Annotated in this window: 15 protein-coding genes; 9 read left to right on the top strand and 6 right to left on the bottom strand. The window is 65.8% G+C overall.

Going from position 1 to position 17,783, the window contains the following annotated elements; translation table 11 throughout:
* The first annotated feature begins 123 nt into the window (after positions 1-123).
* The 8 genes from QN084_RS17005 to fdxA all read left to right on the top strand — a co-directional run bounded on the left by QN084_RS17005 (position 124) and on the right by fdxA (position 8,555).
* Positions 124-1,452, top strand: coding sequence for an MFS transporter (locus QN084_RS17005; RefSeq protein ID WP_069695631.1), 1,329 nt, complete (start codon positions 124-126; stop codon positions 1,450-1,452).
* 11 nt (positions 1,453-1,463) lie between these two features.
* A complete protein-coding gene (locus QN084_RS17000) occupies positions 1,464-2,828 on the top strand; it encodes an FAD-dependent oxidoreductase (RefSeq protein ID WP_021472753.1) in 1,365 nt (454 codons plus the stop codon).
* The gene (locus tag QN084_RS16995) at positions 2,825-4,090 is read left to right on the top strand and encodes a CaiB/BaiF CoA transferase family protein (protein WP_021472754.1); all 1,266 of its coding nucleotides are present in this window, start codon (positions 2,825-2,827) and stop codon (positions 4,088-4,090) included. Before QN084_RS17000 ends, QN084_RS16995 begins: the two co-directional genes overlap by 4 nt.
* Positions 4,087-4,893, top strand: coding sequence for an enoyl-CoA hydratase-related protein (locus QN084_RS16990; RefSeq protein WP_021472755.1), 807 nt, complete (start codon positions 4,087-4,089; stop codon positions 4,891-4,893). Before QN084_RS16995 ends, QN084_RS16990 begins: the two co-directional genes overlap by 4 nt.
* A gap of 77 nt (positions 4,894-4,970) precedes the next feature.
* Positions 4,971-5,912: a dihydrodipicolinate synthase family protein gene (locus tag QN084_RS16985; protein WP_069695630.1), complete on the top strand. Its 942-nt coding sequence runs from the start codon at positions 4,971-4,973 to the stop codon at positions 5,910-5,912.
* Positions 5,912-6,739: an SDR family oxidoreductase gene (locus QN084_RS16980; RefSeq protein ID WP_021472757.1), complete on the top strand. Its 828-nt coding sequence runs from the start codon at positions 5,912-5,914 to the stop codon at positions 6,737-6,739. The genes QN084_RS16985 and QN084_RS16980 overlap by 1 nt, the downstream gene beginning before the upstream one ends.
* A 22-nt stretch (positions 6,740-6,761) precedes the next feature.
* Entirely contained in the window at positions 6,762-8,237 is a 1,476-nt protein-coding gene (locus tag QN084_RS16975; RefSeq protein ID WP_069695629.1) for an aldehyde dehydrogenase family protein, read from the top strand.
* Positions 8,238-8,243: 6 nt separating this feature from the next.
* Entirely contained in the window at positions 8,244-8,555 is a 312-nt protein-coding gene (gene fdxA / locus QN084_RS16970; protein WP_062095472.1) for a ferredoxin, read from the top strand.
* Between the two features lie 72 nt (positions 8,556-8,627).
* On the opposite strand, the gene QN084_RS16965 is transcribed toward fdxA, so the two are convergent.
* A complete protein-coding gene (locus QN084_RS16965; RefSeq protein ID WP_062095470.1) occupies positions 8,628-9,371 on the bottom strand; it encodes a response regulator transcription factor in 744 nt (247 codons plus the stop codon).
* 101 nt (positions 9,372-9,472) lie between these two features.
* On the opposite strand from QN084_RS16965, the gene QN084_RS16960 reads away from it, so the two are divergent.
* A complete protein-coding gene (locus QN084_RS16960; RefSeq protein WP_069695628.1) occupies positions 9,473-11,143 on the top strand; it encodes a sensor histidine kinase in 1,671 nt (556 codons plus the stop codon).
* 27 nt (positions 11,144-11,170) lie between these two features.
* Here QN084_RS16960 and QN084_RS16955 read toward each other — a convergent pair whose 3' ends face one another.
* The 5 genes from QN084_RS16955 to QN084_RS16935 all read right to left on the bottom strand — a co-directional run bounded on the left by QN084_RS16955 (position 11,171) and on the right by QN084_RS16935 (position 17,703).
* The gene (locus QN084_RS16955) at positions 11,171-11,410 is read right to left on the bottom strand and encodes a PLDc N-terminal domain-containing protein (protein WP_370583513.1); all 240 of its coding nucleotides are present in this window, start codon (positions 11,408-11,410) and stop codon (positions 11,171-11,173) included.
* A gap of 32 nt (positions 11,411-11,442) precedes the next feature.
* On the bottom strand, positions 11,443-12,651 hold the full coding sequence (locus tag QN084_RS16950; protein WP_062095466.1) for a 5-methylcytosine restriction system specificity protein McrC: 1,209 nt from the start codon (positions 12,649-12,651) through the stop codon (positions 11,443-11,445).
* A 73-nt stretch (positions 12,652-12,724) separates the two neighbouring features.
* The gene (locus tag QN084_RS16945) at positions 12,725-14,950 is read right to left on the bottom strand and encodes an McrB family protein (RefSeq protein ID WP_069695627.1); all 2,226 of its coding nucleotides are present in this window, start codon (positions 14,948-14,950) and stop codon (positions 12,725-12,727) included.
* Positions 14,951-15,014: 64 nt separating this feature from the next.
* Complete coding sequence (locus tag QN084_RS16940) at positions 15,015-16,943, bottom strand: DUF5107 domain-containing protein (protein WP_259362875.1); 1,929 nt, start codon at positions 16,941-16,943, stop codon at positions 15,015-15,017.
* Position 16,944: 1 nt separating this feature from the next.
* A complete protein-coding gene (locus QN084_RS16935; RefSeq protein WP_069695626.1) occupies positions 16,945-17,703 on the bottom strand; it encodes a copper homeostasis protein CutC in 759 nt (252 codons plus the stop codon).
* Between the last annotated feature and the right edge of the window lie 80 nt (positions 17,704-17,783).

Genomic DNA, 17,783 nt, shown 5'->3' with positions numbered 1-17,783 from the left:
TCCGGACACGAACCCGTGGCCGCTGACACTCCTTGCCACTTTCGCATCAGGCGCTTCCTCCAACAGGCGTCCCTGCGTCATACCCTTTCACGCCCTCTCCGGCGTAAGCGTAAGGAAATTTCCATGCTCGACATCCAAACGGACAATGCCGTCCCCGCACCAAAGCCCATCACCGACTCCCGTTCCAAGAACGCCGGGTTCACACCCGAGGTCCGCAAAGGACTCCTTGGCCTTGGCCTGGGAAACGCCCTTGAATGGTACGACTGGATGGTCTTCGGACTCTTGTCAGCCTTCATTGGACCGAACTTCTTCCCCGGCACCGAACCCCTGTCCGCAACCCTGAACGCCTTGGCCGTGTTCGCCGTCGGATTCGCCTTCCGCCCGTTGGGCGGCATCCTGCTGGGAACCCTCGCAGACCGCATCGGCCGGCGCCGGGTGATGTTGCTGTCCATCATGCTGATGGCCGGCACCACCCTGGTCATCGCCGTCACCCCCAGCTACGCCACCATCGGCGCCTGGGCGGGCATCATCCTGGTGGTGTGCCGCATCCTGCAGGGCATCTCCACCGGCATTGAAGCTCCCCTCTCCACCTCCCACGCCGTGGAACTGGCGCCGGAAGGCCGTGAAGGCTACGTCGCCGGCATCATGTCCTTCTACGTCAACATCGGCATCCTCATGGCCTCCCTCGTGAGCTTCCTGTGCAGCCTCGTGCTCGGCGCCGCAGCCATGGGCGAATGGGGATGGCGCGTGCCGTTCATCATCGGAGCCCTCTTCGGCTTCGTGGTCCTCTACCTGCGGCGCTCCCTTCCGGAGACCCTCAAGGAAGAGGAAATGGCCACCAACACCCCGCGCGCCGTCTGGAAGGGCGTCAGCAAGCACTGGCTCTCCGTCCTGGCCATCATCTTCGTGGTCGGCGCAGCGCAGGCCTACAACTACGCCTGGAACGTCGGACTCCCCAGCGCCGCACGCAGCGGCTTCAAGGAAGACCCCACGGCCGTCTTCGCCCTCACCACCATCCTGGGCGTCATCCTCGTGGTGGGTTCCTGGGTGGTCGGCAAGCTGGCTGACGGCAAGGCAATGTCCAAGTGGTTCCTGGTCACCCGCGTCCTGGCCATCCCGGCCGTGTTCCTGATGCTGCTCTACGTACAGCCGGGCATCGGCGGCTTCGCAGCAGTCCTCCTGGGCGGCTCGATTGTCCTGGTCCTCAACATGACCCTCTACAACGTGGTCAGCTCCTCCCTGATACCCAAGAACATCCGCGGCACCGGCGTCGCCCTCGGCTACGGAATCGGCGTGGCGATCTTCGGCGGCACCGCCTCCTACCTCCTGGTCTGGTTCCAGTCGCTGAACCTCACCTGGATCTTCCCGGTCTACGTGGCCGTCCTGTCCATCCTCAGCATCGTTTTCTACATCGCCGCACGCCGCACCAACGGCATCCACGTCGGCAAGTAAGGACTGAAAAAATGAACTCCCTCGAACTCGCCACCACGACGGCGGACCTCAAGGCGCCCGTGATCTCCCGCTCCGATGTACTGGTGGTCGGCGGTGGCCCCGCAGGCGTGGCAGCCGCAGTCACCGCGGCCCGCTCCGGCGCCAAGGTCACCTTGCTGGAACGCTACTCCTCCCTGGGTGGCCTCGCGTCCGGCGGCATGGTGCTGGTCCTCGACGACATGATCAACGGCCAGGAAATCACGGTCACGGGCATCGTCTCCGAGTACGTCGAACGCCTCCAGAAGCTGGGCCTCGCAATCGTCCCGCCGGCAGATGACCGCAAGACCTCCGAGGAACTGTGGAACAAGTGGGGCCGCTACGGCACCTTCGACTTCCACTCCCACACCAACCCCAAGCCCATCTGCTACGCCGCAGCCTTCGATCCCGACGGCTGGAAGCGCGTCTCCAACGACCTCGTCCGCGAAGCAGGCGTCGATCTTCGCCTGCACTCCTGGTTCTCCCGGCCGATCGTGGACAACGGCGTCATCAAGGGCGTCATCTGCGAAACCAAGCTCGGCCCGCAGGCCTTCACGGCCGACGTCGTCATTGACACCACCGGCGACATTGACGTTGCCTCCCGTGCCGGCGCCAGCTACGCCAAGGACAACTACCTCACCACCCTCGTCTTCCGCCTCGGCAACGTGGACACCAACGCGGCCGAAGCCTTCGAACAGGCCAACCCGAAGGAAGCACGCGCCATCAACCGCAAGATCAAGCGCATCCTCGGCGGCGCTTGGGAACTGTGGTGGCTCAAGACCCCCGTGGAGGGCGTGGTGTGGTGCAACGCCCCGCACATGACCGGCTTCGACGGCGTGGACCCCGCGGACATGACCGCAGCCGAGTTCGCAGCCCGCGACAAGATCTCCGAAGCAGTGGACTACGTCCGCGCCCACCTGCCCGGCTTCGAGAAGTGCTACATGCTGGACGTCGCTTCCCAGATGGGCGTCCGCCAGACCCGCCTCCTGCAAGGCGAGTACGTCATGACCAAGGACGACGTCACCCAGCGCCGGCACTTCGCCGACACCGTGGCCCGCGGACGCGACTACTACTACCCCTACCGCTCGCTCCTGCCCAAGGAAGTGGACCAGCTCCTCGTGGCCGGCCGCCACTACTCCGCCACCCCCGAGGCGCAGAAGATGTCCCGCGAGATCCCGCCCTGCATGGCCATGGGCCAGGCAGTAGGCGTCGCGGCAGCCCTTGCCGTGGAAAACAACATCCTGGTCCGCGACGTCGCGGCAGCGGACATCCAGCTCGGCATGCGCCGGCACGGTGCGGACCCCGGCGACGTCCCGTCGTCGAACGCCACCGTCGACTCCGAAGCAGCGGTACTGGCATGAGCCTCATGACTGTGGACCAGACCGAAACCGACCAGGCAGAACGCACGACGGCGGAACACACCGCCGCGGGCCCGGCACCAACGCCCCTCCCGCTGGAGGGCGTCAAGATCGTGGACTTCACCCAGGTGTTCATGGGCCCGTCCTGCACCCAGCTGCTGGGCGACTACGGCGCAGACATCATCAAGGTTGAGCGTCCCGGAGCCGGAGACATCTCCCGCAACTCCTTCCCGGACCAGGACGGCCAGGACAACCCGATCTTCCTGTCCATCAACCGCAACAAGCGCAGCGTCTCCGTGGACACCCGCACCGAAGAAGGCCGCGAAGTGCTCCACCGCCTCATGGCCGACGCGGACGTCGTCGTCAGCAACTTCCGCTCCGGGGTCATGGAACGCATGGGCTTCGGCTACGAGGACCTGAAAACGCAGAACCCCGGCATCATCTGGGCCTCCGGCACCGGATTCGGACCTGTAGGACCCTACTCCCACAAGGGCGGCCAGGACGCCATCGCCCAGGCCTACTCCGGGGTCATGTGGCGCAGGGAATCCGAGGACACCAAACCCTCCATCTACCCCACCACGCTCTGCGACTACATCACCGGCATGCACCTCATGCAGGGAATCCTTCTGGCCCTCCGCACCCGGGAAACCACCGGCGTGGGCCAAAAGGTGGAAGTGACCATGTACGACTCCATGCTGCACCTGCAGATGCAGGAAGCGTGCATGCAGCTCAACCGCGGCTACGAGGTCAACTGGGGCGCCATGCCGCTCTCCGGAGTCTTCGAAACCACCGACGGCGCCGTGTGCATGGTGGGCGGCTTCACCCCCGATCCCCTGGCCCGGATCTCCGACGCCCTGGACCTCGACGAGGACCTCACCGAACGCCCCGGATTCGCAACACTGGAGCAGCAGTTCAAGAACAAGCCCGCCCTCCAGGCCATCTTCCGCGAACACTTCGCCACCAACACCACCGCCTACTGGACGGCGAAACTGGAAGAACAAGGGCTGCTGAACGCCCCCGTCCATACCCTGGAACAGGCGCTCGCAGACGCGCAGACCGAGGCGAACGGCATGATCGTCGAAGCCGAACACCCCTCGGTGGGCACGGTGAAAATGCTGAACGCACCCATCCGCCTCTCGGCAACCCCGCCGTCGATCCGCCGCACGGCCCCGCGCCTGGGCGAGCACAACGTCGAGGTCCTGCTGGAGAACGGCTTCGATGAGGAAACCATCGAACGCCTGCAAAAGCTGGGAGTGCTCCGATGAGCATCACGGTCGAAGAACGGGTTGACCAGGTAACACTGGACATCACCGACGGCGTGGCAACGGTGACCATCGACCGTCAGCACGTGCTGAACGCAGTGGACGGCGCCACCCACGCACGGCTCAACGGGATCTGGTCCCAGCTGGAAAGCGATCCGTCCGTACGGGCAGTCGTGGTCACCGGTGCCGGTCCGCGTGCTTTCTGCGTCGGCGCCGACATGTCCGCCGACGCCGTGGACAAGACCGGCCTGGAGTACTGGGCCGGCCTGGACCCCAACGGCTTCGGCGGGCTCAGCCTTCGCACCACCTTGGATGTGCCCGTCATCGCCCGCGTCAACGGCTACGCCCTGGGCGGCGGCATGGAAATCGTCCTCGGTGCAGACATCGTCGTCGCAGCTTCGGACGCGAAGTTCGGTTTGACTGAACCCCGCGTCGGGCGGCTGGCGCTCGACGGCGGCATCCACCAGCTGGTGCGCCGGGTGCCCTACACCCAAGCCATGGGAATGCTGCTGACCGGACGCAAGGCCGACGCAGCGGAGATGCAGTCCATGGGGCTGGTCAACGAAGTAGTGCCCGCTGACCAACTCGACACCGCCGTCCGGCGTTGGGTGGACCAGATCCTGGCATGCGCCCCCACCTCCGTGCGCGCCGTCAAGCAGATGGTGACGCAAACGGCGCACCTGAGCGCCCAGGAAGCCCGCGGCCTCAGGCTGCCGGCATTGATGGCGGCACTGGACAGCGAAGACTCCGCAGAAGGAGTCCGCGCCTTCCAGGAAAAGCGTCCGCCGGTGTGGCCGGGACGCTAAACGTCCCCGGCACCACCAGCCCCGCCATCCCACTCAAGCAGTTCGCATCAAGCAGTTCGCATTGAAAAGGAACCACCATGCCTCTCCCTTCTGCGCCCAAAAACCGTGAATCCCTGCCCGCCGGCGTCTGGGGCGTCGTAGCAACCCCCTTCCAAGGCAGCACCCTGGACGTCGATCTGGACAGCCTCGCCGAACTCGTGGAGCACTACGGGAACATCGGGGCAACCGGCCTCACAGTGCTTGGCGTGTTCGGCGAAGCAGCCGCCCTGACGCCGCAGGAACGCCGCGACGTCCTGGAAACGGTCGTCGAATCCACCACCCTCCCCCTGGTGGTGGGCGTGACAGCACTGGCCACCCGGCCCGCCATCGAAGAGATCACGGCAGCGCAGGAGGTTGCCGGGCCACGCCTGGCCGCGGTCATGGTGCAAGCCAACTCCGCCCGGGCAGATGCGGTGATCACCCACCTCGACGCCATCCACCGGGCAACCGGGGCCAACGTAGTCCTCCAGGACTACCCGTTGGCCAGCGGAGTCAGCATCCCCACCCCCGCGCTGGCCTCCGTGGTGAACGCCTGCGGGTACGTCATCGCCGTCAAAGCCGAGGCCCCGCCCACCAGCGTGGCCATCGCGGAACTGAGTGCCGCCGTCGGGGTTTCCATCTTCGGCGGGCTGGGCGGCCAAGGCCTCCTGGACGAACTCATGGCAGGAGCCTCCGGCGCCATGACCGGCTTCTCCTACCCCGAAGCCCTGATCGCCTGCGTTCGGGCGTGGCAGGACGGCGGGTACGAGGCCGCTCAAAGCGAACTGCAGCCCTACCTGCCGCTCATCAATTTCGAGCAGCAGGCCAAGGTGGCACTGGCCATCCGCAAGGAATGCCTCCGCGAGCGCGGACTCATCAAGGACTCCGGCGTCCGGGCACCCGCGGCCCCCTTCCCCGAAGCCTTGCGTGGCTCCATGGCCGTGCACTTGAAGGAAGCGGCGTCAGCACTGGATGCCCGTACAGCAGTAGGGAGTTTCTGATGGACCTCGGAATCGCAGGCAAGACAGCACTGGTGGCCGCCTCCACCGGCGGACTCGGCCTGGCCGTGGCCCGGGCGCTCGCCGCCGAAGGGGTCCGGGTGGCGGTGGTCGGACGACGCCGGGACCGTGCCAAGGAGATCGTGGCCGAACTCCAGGCAGCCTACGGAAGCGGCACCTTGGGCATCGGTTCTTTGGGAACAAGCGGCTTTGACGCGGTGGCCATCGAAGCGGACCTCGGCACCCCGGAGGGCATCGGGTCCGCGGTGGACCAGACCGTGGCCAACCTCGGGCCGATCGACATCCTGGTGCTCAACGGCCCCGGCCCGAAGCCCGGTGCTGCGGCAACACTGACCTCCGAGGACATGGCCGCGGCGTTCGACCTCCTGGTCAAGCCGCATCATGCCTTGGTGTCGAAAGTCCTGCCCGGCATGCGGGAACGCCGCTGGGGCCGCATCCTTGCGATCGGTTCCAGCGGAGTGACCGCACCCCTCCCCAACCTGGCAGTTTCCAACACCGGACGGGCAGCACTGGCCGGCTACCTCAAGACCCTCGCCGCCGAGGTAGCGCTGGACGAGGTCACGGTGAACCTCCTCCTTCCGGGCCGGATCGCCACCGACCGCGTCACCCAGCTGGACCAGGCCGCGGCCAAGCGACGCGGCACCACCTTGGAGGACATCCAGTTGGAATCCCGCAAGACCATCCCCGCCCGCAGGTATGGGGAACCCGCCGAGTTCGGTGCCGCTGCCGCCTTCCTGTGCAGCGCGCCGGCGTCGTACATCACCGGAGTCGCGCTCAGGTGCGACGGCGGCCTCATCCGCAGCCTCTGAACCCCACCACGTTAGGACCATCATGACTTCCACAACTCTGGATACTGCCCTCACCGCCGAGGCCACCCTCACCGCCCAGCACCTCATCAACGGCCAATGGCTCGGCGAAGGCGTCACCCGGCGCATGAACCCCGCCTGTCCGGATGAGCTCGCAGCGCTCTCACCCAGCGGGAGCGCCGAGGACGTCGACGCCGCCATCACCGCCGCCGCCGCTGCCCAGCCCGCGTGGGCTGCGCTCCCGGCCCCCTCCCGTGGCGCCATCCTCCTTGCCGCCGGGAACCTGCTGATCGAACGCCAAGGGGCCATCGCCGAAGACCTGGTCCGGGAAGAAGGCAAGACCCTGGCAGAAGCCAAGGGCGAAGTGAAGCGCGCCTCGGACGTCCTGCGCTTCTTCGGCTCCCTCGGCTGGGCTGCCACCGGCGAAGTCCTGCCCAGCGGACTCCCGGACACCACCATCACCACCCGCCGCGAAGCCCTGGGCGTTGTAGGCCTGATCACGCCCTGGAACTTCCCCATCGCCATTCCTGCGTGGAAGACCGCACCGGCCCTGATCAGCGGCAACACCGTGGTGATCAAACCGGCTGAGCTCACTCCCCTCTCCGCCACCCACCTCGCCCGGGCGTTGCAGGACGCAGGCCTCCCTGCCGGCGTGTTCAACGTCGTCCACGGCAAGGGCCGGGTTGTTGGTGACGCACTGGCCCGCGATCCCCGCATCGCCGGGCTGTCCTTCACCGGTTCCACCAACGTGGGCCTGGGATTGCAGGAAATCCTCAACGCCCGCCGTGCCCGGGTGCAACTGGAAATGGGCGGCAAGAACGGCGTCCTGGTCCTGGACGACGCCGACCCCCGCAAGGCCGCGCAAGTGGTGGCCGCCGGAGCATTCGGACTCACCGGGCAGGCATGCACGGCAACCTCGCGGGTATACGTTACCCCCGGGATCCGTGCAGCGTTCCTTGACGCGTTGGTGGCCGAAGCCGCCGCTTACAGCACCGGTGACGGCCTGGCGGATGGCACCCGGATGGGCGCCGTGGTGAGCAGGCAGCAATTCGAGCAGGACCAGGCAGCGGTGCGCACCGCCGTCGAACGCGGCGCAAGCCTCCTGCACGGCACTTACGACGGCGACCCCTCCGGCGCGCTGCTCTTCCCGGCGGCGGTGCTCACCGACCTGCCCCCGGACGACCCCGCAGTCACGGAAGAGATCTTCGGGCCGGTAGTGGCCGTGCTGGAAGTTCCCGACTACGAGGCAGGCCTTGCCGCCGTCAACGACTCCCGCTACGGACTCACCGCCGGCATCTGCACCGATTCCCTCGCCCTCGCCACGGACTTCGCCGCCCGTGCGCAGGCCGGCGTGGTCAAGGTCAACCGGCCCACTGCTGGCCTGGACCTCAACGTCCCGTTCGGCGGGGTCAAGGACTCCTCCACCAACACGTTCCGCGAACAAGGACGGTCCGCCCTGGACTTCTTCACGTGGGGCAAAACCGTCTACACGGGCGTGTAGCCGGTCATGAGTTACGTGATCGCGCAGCCCTGCGTGGATGTGAAAGACAAGGCATGCATCAACGAATGTCCTGTCGATTGCATCTACGAGGGCGCGCGCTCCCTCTACATCCATCCTTCCGAATGCGTGGACTGCGGAGCGTGCGATCCCGTGTGCCCCGTGGAAGCCATCTACTTCTCGGAGGACGTCCCGGATGAATGGGCAGACTACGTCCGGGCCAACGCGGAGTTCTTCGATGACGGCCCCGGGCGCTCCCTGCCGGACACGGACCACCCGGTGATCGCAGCGGAACCCGCCCGCGTCCCCGTCCCCAACTGAGTCGCAATTGTGCGCGTTTTGAGCGTTCAAAACGCGCACAGCTGCTACCCAGTTGGGTGAGCGGGGCGGGGCTTAGTTGTTGTGGACTGCCGGGGCCAAACGGTAGCCGACGCCGCGGACTGTTTCCAGCCAGCGCGGGCTTTGGATGCTGTCCCCCAGCTTCTTGCGCAGGTTGCCCATGTGGACCTCCACGGCGCGTTCGTCCGCGTCGCTGACGTAACTGCCGACGTCGTACGGTTCGTTGCGGAGGCGACGCGCAAGGTCAGCCTTGGTCCGCACAATCCGGCCGGTCTCCAACAGTGCCACCAGCAGGTCGAACTCGGTGCGGGTCAGCTTCAGCTCCATGCCGTTGAGGACGGCCGTGCGGGATCCGGCCGAAACGGCAAGCCCGTTGTGGGTCATCTCGGGATCGGCGGCTTCCGGGGCGTGCTTGGCGTCCGACGACGACCGCGGCCTCCGCATCATGGCCTCCACCCGGGCGCGCAGCTCGCGGGGCCGGAACGGCTTGGTGAGGTAATCGTCGCCACCGGCTTCAAGGCCCATCAACGTGTCGAGCTCTTCGGCGCGGGCGGTGAGCATGATGATGTAGGCGTCGGAAGTCTTACGGATCTGCCGGGCCACTTCAAAACCGTCGATGTCCGGCAGGCCGAGATCCAGCGTAATAACGTCGGGATTCAATTCCCGGGCGGAGTTGACGCCGGCCGAGCCCGTGGACGCCACATGGACGTCGAAACCCGCCTGGGAAAGGACCACCCGGACCAGTTCGCGGATGTCCTGGTCGTCTTCGATGACCAGTCCCACACGTGCTTCACTCATTGCCGCCCCTCAGCCCGCTTCGATAACCCTTCGAAGTATAACCATTATGGTTAGGCTGATCTCATGAACCGTCTTCCTTCTGCCCCACCGGTGGTTAACCCATGAGCACACCCACCATGTGGGCCGTCGATGACAAGAAGAAACTGTTCATCTTCAAGCGCTCCTTCCATGAGCACAGCCTCCGGATGAGGGTGGTGCTGAGCCAGCTGCCGCTCTCGGTCTGCGTGTGCCTTTCCGCCATCCTTGTGTGGCTGTTCTTCCCGGCCACCCTCGGCAACCCGTTCTTCCTGGTGTTCCTGTTGAGCCAGGCATTCCTCCTGGCCCTTTGCATCGCCGTCCCGTGGCACAAGCTGCCCTTTGCCAGCTTCCTGGTCATCCCGATCCTGGACATCGTCTCCATCGCCTTCGGCCGCGAAGGCGGGCAGGAAGCGCTCACAGGGCTCAGCGTGCTGGTGGTCCTGCCGGTCATTTGGCTGTGCGCCTCCGGCCTTTATCCCCGGCTGGCCATCGCCCTCGCGTTCATCGGGCCTCTGACCATTGTGTGGGCGCCGCTCTTCATCCGCGGCACCTTCACCCAGCAGGACCTCACCAAGCCATTGCTCTTCCCTATCCTGATCCTTGGCATCGGGGTCTCGGTCAGCATCCTCACCCTGAGCATGGTCCGTCAACAACGGGCACTTGAGGAAAAGGACGCGGCCCTCAAATCTGCCCTCGAAGTCAGTACCAAGCAGGAGCGGCTCCTTAACACGGTCATGGAAGCGCTGCCCTTGGGCGTGGTGGCCGTTGACGGCGACGGCCACGACATCCTGATGAACCGCAGGCAGCGGCAGACGCACGCGCTGGCCACTCCCCCGGACAACGACGATCCCAACGAATCCCAGCTCCTGGTGTTCGACACGGACCGCACCACCCCGCTGCCGTCGGACCGCCGGCCCGTCCGCAGGGCGGTGCTGGGCGAGCGTTTCACGGACCAGCTGGTCTGGCTGGGATCCGGCGCCGGGCAGCGCGCATTCACTGCCAGCGCAAGGCCCATGCTTGACCCGGCCGGCAACTTCGCAGGATCCGTAGTGGTCTTCAGCGACGTCACGGAATTGGTCAATGCCTTGGCAGCCAAGGACGAATTCGTGGCCAACGTATCCCACGAGTTCCGGACGCCGCTGACCTCCATCCTCGGCTACGTCGAGCTCATCCTCGATGACCCCAACGGACTGGATCCGAAGTACCGCAAGCAGCTGGACATCGTCCGCCGCAATGCAGAACGCCTGTTGTCACTTGTCTCCGACCTCCTGGCCGTCAGGTCCGGGCAGATCGCCATCCAGCCGCACCCGGTGGATGTTTCCGAACTGGTCCGCGGCAGCGTTGCTTCGGCCGAACCCAGGGCAGCCAAAGCGCACGTCCGCCTTTCCGTGGACGTGCCCGGGACGCTCCATGCCCGCGTGGACTCCTCCCGGATCTCCCAAGTCCTGGACAACCTCGTCTCCAATGCCATCAAGTACTCACCCGACGGCGGGGACGTGGTGGTATCCGCGTGGGAAGACGAGGACCACGTCTATTGCAAGGTCTCCGACACCGGCATGGGCATCCCGCAGGATGAACAAGCGGGAGTCTTCACCAAGTTCTTCCGGGCGGACGGGGTCCGCAACAGCACCATTCCCGGCGTGGGGTTGGGCCTGCCGATCAGCAAGGCGATCGTCGAGGCCCACGGCGGCAGCATCACGCTCCAGAGTGAACCCGGGCAGGGCACCACCTTCACGGTGAAAGTGCCCGCCTAGGCTCCCTCCGGCGTCGGACGTGTCTTCCTAGGCTGCCCCGGCATCCCGCCGGCGGCCGAACACAAAGTAGCTCACCGGACCAAAGAAGTTGATGAAGGACGCAGCCCGCCAGAGGGCCTTCTTGCCCCTGATTTGCGCGTCCGGGGTCTTCGCCAGGCTCCGTTGTGCTGCAATCAGCAGCGTCAGGTTAACCGCGCTGCCCGCCATCATCATGGCCTTCTGCTTAGTGCTCAGATCACGCCAGGACTTCTTCTTCTTAGCCATCATGCCTCCATCGCACTCGCGGTTTACCTCTCAGGCTAGCCGGAGGCTCCCCGCCCCGCCACAGCCTGGCGCACCACTTCTCCCCACGACTGTTCACCGAGGTCCTCGACGGCGGCAAGGATCTCCGCCGGGGGCAGCGACAGGTCCAACGGGTACTCGATGATGTCGATGTCCGTGTTGAGGATCCGCCGCAGCTTGACCTCACCCGTCCCGGCGTAAACAAGCCACGCCGTAGGTACCCGCAAGGCCGTGCAATAGGCCAGCAATTGGTAGTGGTCAGCGTTGAGCGAGGCCCCGGTATCCCCGGCCGCCGTGTATTTGAAGTCGTACACCACCACCGGCTGACCGCCGAGGAAATGCACGGCATCCGGCCGGACCGTCAGGCGGTCGGTATCCTGCACTGCCTCGTTCAGGAGTGCCCCGTACTGCAGCCGCATTTCACCGGGATGCCGGCCCATCGCATGACGCAGGGCGGCGCCCACGAACTCCTGGAAAACCTGCCCCATGTCCACCACGAACGACGCAGACTGCTGTTTGCCCTCGCCTGCCTCGGCCGAGGCGTTGCGCAGGATCACCTCCGCAAGCCGGAGTACGGCGTGGTACCTGAGGTTCATCCGGTTGGCCTGCCACGGCGGCAGCGGCGCGCCGGGCTTGAGCCGGGTGACGGCGTCGAGCTTTCCCTTGAGCTGCCGCAAGCGGCTCAGGACGTCGGCACGCACACCGGGGACCTTGCTCATCCGGTCGAGGGCGGCGCGCAGGATGCGGTTCTCCGCGATGTCCTCGGTGAATTCGTCATAGGACACTTCCAGCGGGACCAGCATGCCGGGCCGGCGCGAGATCTGGTCCGAGATGCGGATGCGGCCCTTGACGGTCCGGAGGGATTCGTCGATGGTCAGGTAGCCCTGGAGGACGCCCCGGTTCAAGGCCTTCTCCGCCAACTGCGCCAGGGACTGCGCCAACGCGCTCCACAGATCCGGATGTTCCGTTGCCTCCACGGTGTGGTCACGGAAGCCTTGGTCGCCGGCGAAGCTCAGCAGGAACAGCAAGCGGTTCAGGCCCAGGCGGCCCTTCGGACGGACTTCCAACTGAACGGCGGCTGTCCGGACCGAACCAACTTTTCCCACAGGTTCGATCCTGTACAGGCCCATCCCCATGGGCGAAGCCTTGGCCAGGCCACTGGCGTTGATGAACGCAGCCGACTCCGGGTCAAGTTTGTCCACCACCCCACGCGAGAGCTCGTCCATGAGGATGTGCCGCACCCCCGTTGGAGTTTTTGCTGCGCTGGCCGGCGCCCGCCCGGGACGGGGCGGGATGGCGTTAGCGGGAAGCAAGACGTCCCAGCAACTGGTCCAGGCCGAAGCGTTCTTCCAGCTGCGCCCGGTTCAGTTGCCCGTGGTAGTGCTCCTCCAGCAGCGGCATGAGCTCGTACTTCCAGATCCGCCGCAGGCCCGTGGGGGTTTGGGCTGCCGGCTTCATGAAGTAGGACGGGCCGATCATGAGGTCCCTGTCCCAGTCATCGATGGCGGCATTGAGGGCATCCAGCAAATCCGCGTTGAGGGTATCCAGGCCGCGGGCTTCCAGGAACCGCCGCAGCGAACCCTTCACCGGCTGCACATTCGGGTGCAGCTCAATGAACGCGAAGCGGCGCCGGATGGCGGCGTCCATCATGGCGATGGAACGGTCCGCCGTGTTCATGGTGCCAATGATGTACAGGTTGTCCGGCAGGCTGAAGGGCTCATTCGGGCTGTACTGCAGGTAGATGCGGTCATCCCGGTATTCGAGCAGGAAGTAGAGCTCGCCGAAGACCTTGGCCAGGTTGGCCCTGTTCATCTCGTCAATGATCAGGAAGTAAGGCTTGTGCGCGTTCTCCGGCTTCGCGGCTTCCTCCGCGAGGCGGCGCAGCGGACCGGCAACCAGTTTGAAGGAAACCTGGCCGTCGTCGGTCTTGTCCGGACGGTAACCCTCGAAGAAATCCTCGTAGGCATAGGAAGGATGGAACTGCACCAGCTTGACGCGTTCGTCCGTGCTGTCCCCCGCCAGCTCCGCGGCGAGGTGCTTGGCCAGGTACGTCTTGCCGGTGCCGGGGGGACCATAGAGCACCAACTGCCGGTTCTCCTCCAACAGTTCCGCGATTTCCTTGAGCGGTTCGAGGTCCATGTGGAGCGAGGCTGCGAACTCTTCGGTCAGGGGCCGGAAGCCCTGCTGAACAACCTCGACGACGGCGGTGGGCGGGGTCTCGTCCTCGCCATCCGTTTCTGCCTCCACCGGGAGGAGCTCCTGGAGCGCCTGGATCACCCTGGTGACGTCCACGATGATGCCGGGCGTGGACAGCTGGCGCTGTGCGTGGCGCGGCAGCTCCGTGATGGCGTAACTGTCGTCGAACCAGCGCACTTTGCGTTGGATCCGGCGGTTCTCGTGATCCGGTTCGCCCAGTACAACCCCCACGCGGACCCGCCCCGCCTGCTGGTAGAGCGTCAGGTCTCCGGGCTTCATGACGGTCAGGAAAGCGAAGACGGCGGTCTTGGTGTCCTCGCGCTCCACGTATCCAAGGTGCTTGCAGTCCTCGTCTACGGCGTGCTGGACCACCCCCGCGGTGACTCCGGCCTCCAGCGAGCGCAAGTGCTCAACGTCCAGGGTGGCTTTCTCCTCCGCCACCCAGGACGCCAACAGGTCCGCGTTGTCATGGTGTGTGCGCAGCAGCCAGGAACGGCGGCCCGGGTCTCCCACCTTCCGCCATTGGCTCACCAATTGCCGGGCATACCAGTCGATCCGCTGGCCTGCCTGCTCGTCCAGGTGGAGGCGGATGCGGTGGATGTCAGCGGTGATGTCCTCTTCGGTATCTCCCTTGGCGCCGCCCACGAGGGAAGCGAAGGCGTCCCGGATCTCGCGGCGTTCCACGTCCGCCACTACCGGCTCGAAGTAGCTGGGCCACACCAAGTATTCGATGCTGCGCCGCAGGGCGGGCTGGTCCTCGGGCGTACCTGCCGCGAGTTCGTGGAACTTGAGTGGATCGGCCAGCGCCCGGTTGATGGTCTCCGTGCTCTGGCTGTCAACGTGCTCCACGAAGCGGCACAGCCACGTCAGGTGGTCCCAGATCGTCCAGTTGAACTCCGCCGTGCGGTCCCGGATCACGCCGTGGTCCGTCATGCCTTGGTACAGCTCTTCAGGCAGCTCGACCGGCGGTTCCACCCAGGACGCCGCCTCGGCTACACGCGCGCGCTTCACACGCAGGGACTTGACCTCGTGGGCCAGCGGCAGCGACTGCAAATACAGCAGCTCGACGGCCAGAAGCTTCGCCTCGCGTGATGCGCCTTCCAGGTTCTGCCGCAGGTTGGTCATCATGGGCGCCTTGGAGTCCCCGACGCCCCGCTCCAGCCGTTCCAGCAACTCGCGGGCAGCCTCCGCTGTCCACGTCAGCGTCCGCCCGTCAATGGCTGAAGGCTTCCCTTGCAAAGCGGGCTGGAGTACGTACCAGGCAGCGTCCTCGATCTCTTTCGAGATTCCGGGGGCGCGGTCAACGGCAGGCAACACAGGGGAGGTCATTTAAGCCAACTTACCTTGTTTGGGTTAAGTCGGCATCTGGATATCCACAGCCTTCATTCAGCATTTAATGCATCCCGAATTGGTAAGCAGCAGGCACGGGTTCCCCGGCACACACCTCTTCCCACAGCGCCGCGATGGCGTCCTCTCCTTCGCGCAGATCCGGGATTTCCACGCCCGCACGGAGGATGGCCGCGGCCTCCGCTGCCCTGCCGCTCCGGGCCAGCGCAGTGGCCTTCAGGAACATCAAACGTCCGACGGCGGTGCCCTCCGTGGGAGCGGATCCGGTCAGTTCCAGCGCCATGGCCGGATCGCCATGGCGAACTGCCAAGGTGGCTGCTTCCGTCAGCAACCACGTGTTGGAGGGATTTCTCCGGACAGCCGTCCGCAGTTCAGCCAACCCCTCCTGTTCGCTGCCTGCTGCCAGGAGAACCAGCGCCAACCCCCGCCGGGCGAGCGCGATCGTCGCCGGCCTGGCGCCGTTCGATTCGAGGACGCGGCGATACTCCTCCGTGGCGCCTTCCAGATCCTGCCGGGCGTGCCGCATGGTGGCCAGGTGGTAGTGGGCCTCGGGGCTCTCCTGCCCGGCCAACAACCCTTCCCAGTCCGCCCCTGCCACAAAGGAGGGAGCGCCGTCGAACGCTTGTCCCTTCAGCAGCCCCAGCCAGGGCTCCTGTTCCTCGGTCAGGCTCTCCAACACGAACGGCGTCCCGCTTTCGGCAACCCAGCTCCGGCCGGCGCGCCGGCGCCGGGCCCGCTCAAGCGCGCCCCAGCCGCTGCCGATCCGGACCATGGTGGACGGCGGCACGTCAGCGTCGCGTATGGCTGCCGGCAACAGCGACTCCAGTTCCTCACGGGGCATCAGCGTTTCCAGACGCTCCCCGGCGTGCGCTACTGCCGCCTGCCAGTCCGTGCCGTGGGAGATCCCCGGATCCAGGCTGCCGTTCCCGTAAGCCTCAACCCAGCACCACTGGCTGCCCGCGGGCATGGCGAGGTGTTCGAACTGTGTCCGGGCCAGTCCGGCCTGGATTTCCGCGTAGGGACCGGCACCGGGGCTCAACCATTCCTGCCACCGCTTGCCGCCTGCGCCCTGGCCCCACACGAAGAGCTTCTTTCCGCGCAGCAGGTCCGTGGACAGCATGGCCAGCCCGTCGCCGTCGTCATCCGCTGCCACCACCCAACGGCGCTCCGAAGGGTCGATGTCGAAGAAGAAATCCGCGGCATGGGGACTGTTGACCAACCATGTGCCGTCATAGCCTTCGTGGTTGGTGGGTGTGACGCGGGTGATGTCCGTGGCGTAATCGGCGCTAAAGGCCTCCTCGGCAGGTGCGATCACCCGGGTCCGGTCCGTCTCCGGAATTGCAGCGTTGCTCCACCAGTACACGGGGACGTCATGATCGTTGGGATTCCGGATCCTGACGGCAGCCAAGAGCACCTCCGAATCGGCCGGAAGCCAGATGTCCACTTGGAACACCACCTCGCGGAGCCGTTCGTACTCCCACATGCGGAGGATGTGCTTGCCGTCGGACGTGTGCACGATCGCCGTATGCAAGGGATCGCAGCTGGTGGGCGAATGTCCCCGGGTGCCGATGTTCCATTCCAGGCCGCCTGCAAACCAGGCCTTCCGCAATGCGATGTTGGCGATCTGGGGTGCCGCATGGGTGTGCAGGAGCTGCTTGCCGGTGGCCTTGTCGAAAAGCTCCCAGATCCGCCCGCCCATGGACGGCAGGACAGTCGCCTTCAGCTTGCTGTTTTCAAGAACGACGGCGGTCAGCTCCCTGGGTGCGGCCGCGCGGCTGTAGCCGTCCTGCATCAGGTACGGATACACGTTGGGCACCACCCCGTAGCGGGTAGCTGCCTGCAACTCCTCCGGGACGCCCTCCCCCACGCTGTAGGGTTCCTCAAGCTCCGAACCGACCACCGGCAACGGGTTCAGAGGGCCCAGCTCGGCCATGGTCAGGGTAAGGGTGCTGACTGTGATGTTGGACGATGCCACGTCATGACCCCATCGTTGCCGCATTCACTGCCGCCCTCGCTGCACGGACGGTCTCCCGGTCGGTCACCGCGTAGGCCGTAGGATCGGCACCGTCCCGGCTGCCGAGGGCGACGGCGGAATCCGCGAGCGTGGTCACGGTCCGTTTCGCGGAGAGATGCACTGCTGAGAGGCCGGCGGCGTGCATGGCCGGGATGTCGGCGAGCTTGAGCCCTCCCCCGGCCACGATTTGCATGGCGCCGGAGGCCCGTTCAACCAGCCGCGCCAGTGTGTTCAGGCCTTCCCCTGCCGTTGATTCATGTCCGGAGGTGAGGACCCGGGTGAACCCCAGATCCAGGAGGAGGTCCAACGCAGCCAAGGGGTCACGGGACTGGTCGATGGCCCGGTGGAAGGTGAGCCGGGCTTCCGGGTTCGATTCCTTTGCCGATTCAAGGAGCCGTCGAACAACCGGAACGTCCACTTCCTGTTCCGCAGTCAGCGCGCCCACCACTACCCCGGCTGCGCCTTGGCGCAGCAGATGCTTGACCTCGTGGACCATGGTGTCCACATCCGAGGCAGAGTAATGGAAATCTCCGGGGCGGGGCCGCACCAGGGCGTGGACTTCCAGCCGTCCGTCAACGTGTTCAAGGCTCGCTTCCAAGAGTCCTTGGCTGGGCGTGATGCCTCCCAGTTCCAAGCTGCTGCAGAGTTCAACCGTGTCCGCGCCCTCGGCTGCGGACGTGCCTGCACCGGCGGCGCTGGTCACCGCGATCTCAAGTCTCATGAGGAAACTCTAGGTCGCCCGGACTGGGCGCACCACGCCTGCCGCTTAGGAATTCCACATCATCCAGGCAGCAGGGCGTG

This window comes from Paenarthrobacter sp. R1 (assembly GCF_030264015.1).
Lineage (GTDB): Bacteria > Actinomycetota > Actinomycetes > Actinomycetales > Micrococcaceae > Arthrobacter > Arthrobacter ureafaciens.
The sequence above is the reverse complement of the archived record's forward strand: the minus strand, read 5'-3'. Positions and strand labels throughout refer to the sequence as shown.

Excerpts from the sequence above, each read along its gene's own strand:
- QN084_RS17005 (WP_069695631.1), top strand. The coding sequence starts at position 124 with ATGCTCGACATCCAAACGGACAATGCCGTCCCCGCACCAAAGCCCATC.
- QN084_RS17000 (WP_021472753.1), top strand. The coding sequence starts at position 1,464 with ATGAACTCCCTCGAACTCGCCACCACGACGGCGGACCTCAAGGCGCCC.
- QN084_RS16995 (WP_021472754.1), top strand. The coding sequence starts at position 2,825 with ATGAGCCTCATGACTGTGGACCAGACCGAAACCGACCAGGCAGAACGC.
- QN084_RS16990 (WP_021472755.1), top strand. The coding sequence starts at position 4,087 with ATGAGCATCACGGTCGAAGAACGGGTTGACCAGGTAACACTGGACATC.
- QN084_RS16985 (WP_069695630.1), top strand. The coding sequence starts at position 4,971 with ATGCCTCTCCCTTCTGCGCCCAAAAACCGTGAATCCCTGCCCGCCGGC.
- QN084_RS16980 (WP_021472757.1), top strand. The coding sequence starts at position 5,912 with ATGGACCTCGGAATCGCAGGCAAGACAGCACTGGTGGCCGCCTCCACC.
- QN084_RS16975 (WP_069695629.1), top strand. The coding sequence starts at position 6,762 with ATGACTTCCACAACTCTGGATACTGCCCTCACCGCCGAGGCCACCCTC.
- fdxA (WP_062095472.1), top strand. The coding sequence starts at position 8,244 with ATGAGTTACGTGATCGCGCAGCCCTGCGTGGATGTGAAAGACAAGGCA.
- QN084_RS16965 (WP_062095470.1), bottom strand. The coding sequence starts at position 9,371 with ATGAGTGAAGCACGTGTGGGACTGGTCATCGAAGACGACCAGGACATC.
- QN084_RS16960 (WP_069695628.1), top strand. The coding sequence starts at position 9,473 with ATGAGCACACCCACCATGTGGGCCGTCGATGACAAGAAGAAACTGTTC.
- QN084_RS16955 (WP_370583513.1), bottom strand. The coding sequence starts at position 11,410 with ATGATGGCTAAGAAGAAGAAGTCCTGGCGTGATCTGAGCACTAAGCAG.
- QN084_RS16950 (WP_062095466.1), bottom strand. The coding sequence starts at position 12,651 with ATGGACGAGCTCTCGCGTGGGGTGGTGGACAAACTTGACCCGGAGTCG.
- QN084_RS16945 (WP_069695627.1), bottom strand. The coding sequence starts at position 14,950 with ATGACCTCCCCTGTGTTGCCTGCCGTTGACCGCGCCCCCGGAATCTCG.
- QN084_RS16935 (WP_069695626.1), bottom strand. The coding sequence starts at position 17,703 with ATGAGACTTGAGATCGCGGTGACCAGCGCCGCCGGTGCAGGCACGTCC.